This is a genomic window from Mycobacterium sp. TH-M116, from assembly GCF_057473685.1.
This window is the reverse complement of the sequence record NZ_JBYCLC010000325.1, coordinates 1-4,523: the sequence shown is the minus strand read 5'-3', so window position 1 is coordinate 4,523 and position 4,523 is coordinate 1. Positions and strand designations below refer to the sequence as shown.

General features: G+C 69.0%; 3 protein-coding genes. 1 reads left to right on the top strand and 2 read right to left on the bottom strand.

Annotated features, from left to right (window positions below; translation table 11 throughout):
• Positions 1-12: 12 nt before the first annotated feature.
• Both AC2VOK_RS16770 and AC2VOK_RS16765 read right to left on the bottom strand, forming a co-directional pair.
• Positions 13-1,533 (bottom strand): bifunctional aminoglycoside phosphotransferase/ATP-binding protein, encoded by a 1,521-nt coding sequence (locus AC2VOK_RS16770; RefSeq protein WP_428901490.1) that lies wholly within the window; start codon positions 1,531-1,533, stop codon positions 13-15.
• A gap of 52 nt (positions 1,534-1,585) precedes the next feature.
• Complete coding sequence (locus AC2VOK_RS16765) at positions 1,586-2,473, bottom strand: universal stress protein (protein ID WP_428901489.1); 888 nt, start codon at positions 2,471-2,473, stop codon at positions 1,586-1,588.
• A gap of 143 nt (positions 2,474-2,616) precedes the next feature.
• Here AC2VOK_RS16765 and otsB point away from each other — a divergent pair.
• Positions 2,617-4,523, top strand: a 1,907-nt coding sequence (gene otsB, locus AC2VOK_RS16760; protein WP_428901488.1) for a trehalose-phosphatase, incomplete at its 3' end; no start/stop codon positions are given.

Here is a 4,523-nt window from a genome sequence, read left to right as displayed (position 1 = left end):
CAATGTCGAAGATCAATGTCGAAACGTCGCGCGATCCCAGAGGCCACGGGCCTCCGCCAGCACCTGCGCGAGCGGTCGGGACGTGTCGATGCGGTGTGCGCTGTCCCAACCGGCCCGTCCGGCACCGTGAGCGGCCAGCACCGCCGCGATCTCCGGGGTCACCTCCGAACTGCCCGGCCGCCGCGTCGTGATCCGGTCAGCCGCCAGGTCGGTGGTCGCCGAGCACATGAGTTCCACGATCGCCGAATGCGACTCGGCGGCGACGCGATACGCGTGTGCGCGCATCTGCGGGTCCCGCCAGGTGCCGTCGAGAATCACCGATTGTCCGTTGCCCAGCGACTCCTGCGCCCGCCGCAGGACCTCGTCGTAGACCGCCGCGACGTTGGCCGGGGTGTACAACCCGGTGTCGAGGACACCGGACCCGCCGGTGATGACTTCGGCGCCGCGCAGGTGGAGCCGCACGTCGTCGGTCGAGATCACTTGTGCGCCGATCTCTTCGGAAAGTCCCCGCGCCAGGGTCGACTTTCCGGTGCCGGGGTCGCCGCCGATGAGCGCCAGGCGGACGGTGGCGCTGTCCAGGTTCCGCCCCGCGATGTCCAGGTGGCGGGCGGCGTCGGCGGCGGCCCCGGGTTTGCCCTGGGTGTACCGCAGGCATTCGACCTTGGCCCGGACGACGGCGCGGTAGGCGATGTAGAAATCCGGCAGCGCACCCGGCGCGGTGTCCGCCGCGTGCGCGACATAGCGTCGCAGGAAGTGGTCCCCGAGGTCGCCACGGCCCAGGAACTCCAGATCCATGGCGAGGAAGGCGGCGTCGTCGATGCGGTCGACGTAGCGCAGTTCGTCGTCGAACTCGAGGCAGTCCAGCAGCGCCGGGCGCCCGTCCTCGTAGAAGATGTCGTCGGCCAGCAGGTCGCCGTGGCCGTCGACAATGTTTCCCGCCGCGACACGGCGGGCGAACAGGGGCGCGCGTCCCGCGATGAACTCCTCGGCGAGGCGGCGCAGCCGCGCCACCTGCCCGGCCGCGACACCGGGAACTCCCATGCCCGCGTAGCGGTCGAGTTCCGCCAGGTTCTCGGCCCAGCGCCGCCCGACCGCTGCGACCTCGCCCTGGGCGCCGATCAGCGGGCTCCGCTCGGCGCGGTCGTGAAAGCCGGCCAGGATCGCGGCAACGGCATCCAGCACGCCGCGGACGGATTCATCCGGGCCGCGGGCCACCAGTGATGCGAGCCGATCATCGTCGCGGTAGCGGCGCATCACGACGACCGGTTCGGCGGGCCCTCCGGTGGGGTCGCTGAGGTGAGCGACACCGAGGTAGCTCTGCGGTGACAGGCGGCTGTTGAGCTCGACTTCCCGGGCGCAGGCGCGTTCGCGCCGCTGCGGTGTCCGGAAGTCCAGGAAATCGGTCAACACCGGCTTCTTCGCTTTGAAGGCACGGTCGCCGGCCAGCACGACGACACCCGTGTGGGTCTCGTGCACCTCGACGTAGGGCGCCACGGTCATCGTCGCGGACCCGGCAGTGCTCGCGGGAGGCATCCCTGTAGCCATCCCTGTAGCGATCCCTGCAGCGATCCCTGTAGCCACGGACTCAACGCGGCCGCGCAACGATCACCGGCATGCGGACCGAGTGCAGGACTGCGTTGCTGACCGAACCCAGCAGCATGCCGGTCAACCCGCCCCGGCCGTGACTTCCCACGACGACCAGCTGGGCGCCCTCCGATTTTTTGATCAACTGCCTTGCCGGGCGGTCACATTCGACGAGGCGGTGCACCGTGACGTCGGGATGGCGTTCGTGCCAGCCCGCCAGCTGTTCGGCGAGGCTGCGCGCAGCCTCGGCCTCGATCGTGGACCAGTCCACCCCGGGCAGTTCGTACACGCCGACGTCGCTCCACACGTGCAGCGCCTGCAGATCCACGCCCCGCCGGGACGCCTCGTCGAAGGCGATGCTCACGGCCAGCTCCGAGGCCGGCGAGCCGTCCACCCCCACCAGCACCGGGGCCTGCCCCGGATGGGGCATCAGCGGATCCTCGTCGCGGACCACCGCAACCGGGCAGTGCGCGCCACGCACCACATTGGTGCTGACCGAGCCCAGCAGGATCCGCTTCACCGCACCGCGCCCGTGGCTGCCCAGGACGAGCATCTCCGCGTCCCGGGACATGTCGACCAGCGTCGGCACCGGCGGCGAGCACCGGAGCTCGTTGGATACGGAGATGCTGCGGCCGGCCGGCACGGCGTCCTCGGCGATCTTGACCGACTGCTCGAGAACGCGCCGGCCCTCTGCCTCCTGCCATGCCGAAACGCCCGTCGACAGCGGGAACTGCGGGTACATCGGCACGGCGGCATTGACCATGTGCACCAAAGTCAGCGGGACGTGCCGCATCGCCGCCTCACGCGCCGCCCAGCAGACGGCGGCGTTGGAAGCAGGCGATCCGTCGACGCCGGCGAGGATCCCGTACCGGTTGGCGGGCGCGGACATGTCGAACTCCCCTCGTTCGCTGAAAACACTATGGCGCGAAAGATAGACGGACGCGAGGCTTTAGTCCTCAACCGCGTAGACAAGGGGCCCCGATCGGTTCGCGCGGGTTCTACCGCACGCCTTACCGTGGCATCGTCAAACCGGTGACCGAATGGCCCGCCACCATCGACCGGCGCTACCACGACGCGGTGATCTTCGACCTCGACTGCCTTGCCACCGAGGACCGGCTGGTCAGCGAGTCCGGGCCGGGCGGCGTCGAGGGCGGCGTCGAGGGCGGCGTCGAGGTCGAACTCTGCGGTTCCACCGTGCCGCTGCTGCGCCGACTGCGCGAGGTCGGTGCCGCGACCGCGGTCTACTCGACCACCCACCACGGCGCGCAGGCTTTGCGTGCCGCCGGGATCGAACAACTCGTCAACGTCCTCGCCGACGAGGACATGGCCGTCCGGACTGGAGAACACCGGTCCGCATTCCTGACCGAACTTGCAGGCCGGCTGGGCGTGCGGCCCGTCCGCTGCGTGGTGATCGGGCGCGACGAAGACGGCATCCGGGCCGGCAGGGACGGCGGGTTCGGCTTGGTCATCGGTCTGCAGCGCAACGAAGACGCCGACGACCTGCTGGCGCGGGGGGCCGACACGGTCATCGCCGACCTCGCAGAAATCTCGGTGCGCCGTGGCGGCACCGCCGTCTCGGGAATCGCCGATGCCATCCAGGTCTACAGCCAGCTCAAAGAACTGGTGACAAACCGTCGTCCGGCGGTGTTCCTCGACTTCGACGGCACGCTGTCCGAGATCGTCGCGCAGCCCGAGGCGGCGACACTGGTCGACGTCGCCGCCGAGGCGTTGCACGCGCTGGCCGCCTTCTGCCCCGTGGCGGTCATCAGCGGCCGGGATCTGACGGACGTGCGCGACCGGGTGGGCGTCGACGGGTTGTGGTACGCGGGCAGCCACGGTTTCGAACTGCTCGCGCCAGACGGCACCCACCACGAGAACGCCGACGCCGCGGGCGTCATCGGCATGCTGAAGAACGCGGCCGCCCAGTTGACGGAGACACTGGGCGACCTCCCTGGAATACTGCTGGAACACAAACGTTTTTCCGTAGCCGTTGACCACCGCAATGCCAATGCGGAAGATGCCGAACGCGCGATCGCGGCAGTCCGCGAGCTCGCACGCTCCGTGGGTCTGCGGGTCAACACAGGTCGCACGGTCATCGAACTGCGCCCGGACATGTTCTGGGACAAGGGCGCAACGCTGGATTGGCTCCTCGGGAACATTGAGCAAACCGGCGCGGGCGTTGACGGTGCCGCGGGTACCGACGCGGTGCTGCCGATCTACATCGGCGGCGACATCACCGACGAGGACGCCTTCGACGCGGTCCGGTTCGACGGCGTGGGAATCGTGCTAGACCACCACGAGGACGGCCATCGCCCGTCGGCCGCGCTGTTGCGCCTCGAAAACCCCTCGGCGGTATGTGAATTACTCCGGCGACTGGCCGGGGATTTGTCGCAGGCGGCGGCGGCCGAGCCGGACGACGCGTGGGAGCTTGTCTATGAGGGTTACGATCCCGGTACCGAGCGTCTCCGCGAAGCGCTGTGCACCGTCGGCAACGGCTATGTCGCCACCCGCGGTTGCGCACCCGAGGCGGCCGCATCCGAATCGCACTACCCGGGCACCTACGCCGCCGGTGTGTACAACCAACTGGGCGACGTGATCGCGGGCCGGGTGATTGAAAACGAAAGCCTGGTCAACCTGCCCAACTGGCTGGCGCTGACGTTCCGAATCAATGGCAGCACATGGTTTCACGTCGACGATGTCGATTTGCTGTCCTATCGGCAGACATTCGACCTGCGGCACGCCACGCTGTCGCGCACACTTCGATTCCGCGACAGCGCGGGACAGATCACGACGCTGACCCAGCAGCGATTCGCGTCCATGCACGAGCCCCACGTGCTGGCCATGAAGACCACGCTCGGCGCCGAGAACTGGTCGGGCACGGTCGAGTTCCGCTCACTGCTGGACGGAGCCGTGGGCAACACCATGGTCGAGCGCTACCG